The 1,147-nt window shown below is 62.5% G+C and carries 1 protein-coding gene; it reads left to right on the top strand.

From position 1 onward, the window contains the following. Positions 1-158 precede the first annotated feature (158 nt). Positions 159-1,136 (top strand): ABC transporter permease, encoded by a 978-nt coding sequence (locus C9427_RS33540; protein WP_107653187.1) that lies wholly within the window; start codon positions 159-161, stop codon positions 1,134-1,136. Positions 1,137-1,147 lie beyond the last annotated feature (11 nt).

Raw genomic sequence — 1,147 nt, 5'->3', positions numbered from 1 at the left:
GCCGTTCTTCGCGATAGAGCCGGTAGCCAACATAACTGATATTCCACCGACGGGTCTGTCTCGGGTTCTCCAAAAAAGGGATGTTCGTTCCAGCTCGATGCCGATCGCGCGGGTCCGCGTCCGCGGATCGATATCGGCCGGTCTGGGAGGTCCGAAAGATGGGGAAGGCGCGATTGTCGCAAGAGGGCGTGGTGTTCGCACTGGCCGTTGCGATGTTCGCGGTATTCGCGGTCACGCTGAACAATTTCCTGACCGCCGGCAACCTCATTGCGCTGGTGCGCAGCGTCTCGATCCTCGGCATCCTCGGCCTCGGCATGGGGCTGGTCGTGATCGGCCGGGGAATAGACCTCGCAATGGTGGCCACGATGGTGGTCTCCCTGTCGTGGGTCTTGTCCATGGCGCAGACCGGTACGCCATTTGACACCGCGCTGGCGTATGGCGTCCTGCTCGCGCTTGCCATCGGTCTGGCGAGCGGCATCCTGGTCGCCTACGCTGACATTCCGGCGATATTCACGACGCTCGCCATGGGCCTTGTCGCCTATGGCTCCGGGCGCGCCTTCCTGTTTCAGATCGACGTGCAGAACACCCCTGTCGGCATCTCCTGGTTCGACTTTCTCGGCCGTGGTTTGTTGTTTGGCCTGCCGATGCCGATCATCGCCTTTGCCGTGCTTGCGGCGCTGATTGCGCTGCTTTTGCTGCGCACCCGTTTTGGCCGGTTTGTCTATGCGGCGGGCGACAACCCGCTGGCGGCCCGCATCACCGGTCTGCCGCTGCGGCCGCTGATCGTGGCGCAGTACGTCGTGAGTTCGCTGATCGCCTTCCTCGCCGGTGTCGTCATGGCGGCGGCGGTGTCCGGCATGAGCACGCGGCTCTACAACTCTACCATGATCTACGACGTCCTGCTCGTCGTGGTGCTGGGCGGCATAAGCCTGAGCGGCGGCCGTGGTGGCGTGCGCAACGTGCTGGTCGGAACACTGCTCGTCGGCGTGCTGCTGAACGGCATGACCATCCTCGACATCACCTACACCACGCAAAACCTGATCAAGAGCCTGATCCTTCTGCTGGCGATCATGGTCGACAGTTTCATCAACCCCAGGGACGAGCAGACCTCGCAGCAGAGCCAAGGGGACATCTGAACCACATCTTG

This window comes from Mesorhizobium helmanticense, from assembly GCF_003034915.1.
Classification (GTDB): Bacteria; Pseudomonadota; Alphaproteobacteria; order Rhizobiales; family Rhizobiaceae; genus Mesorhizobium; species Mesorhizobium helmanticense.
This window is presented reverse-complemented; position numbering and strand designations above follow the sequence as displayed.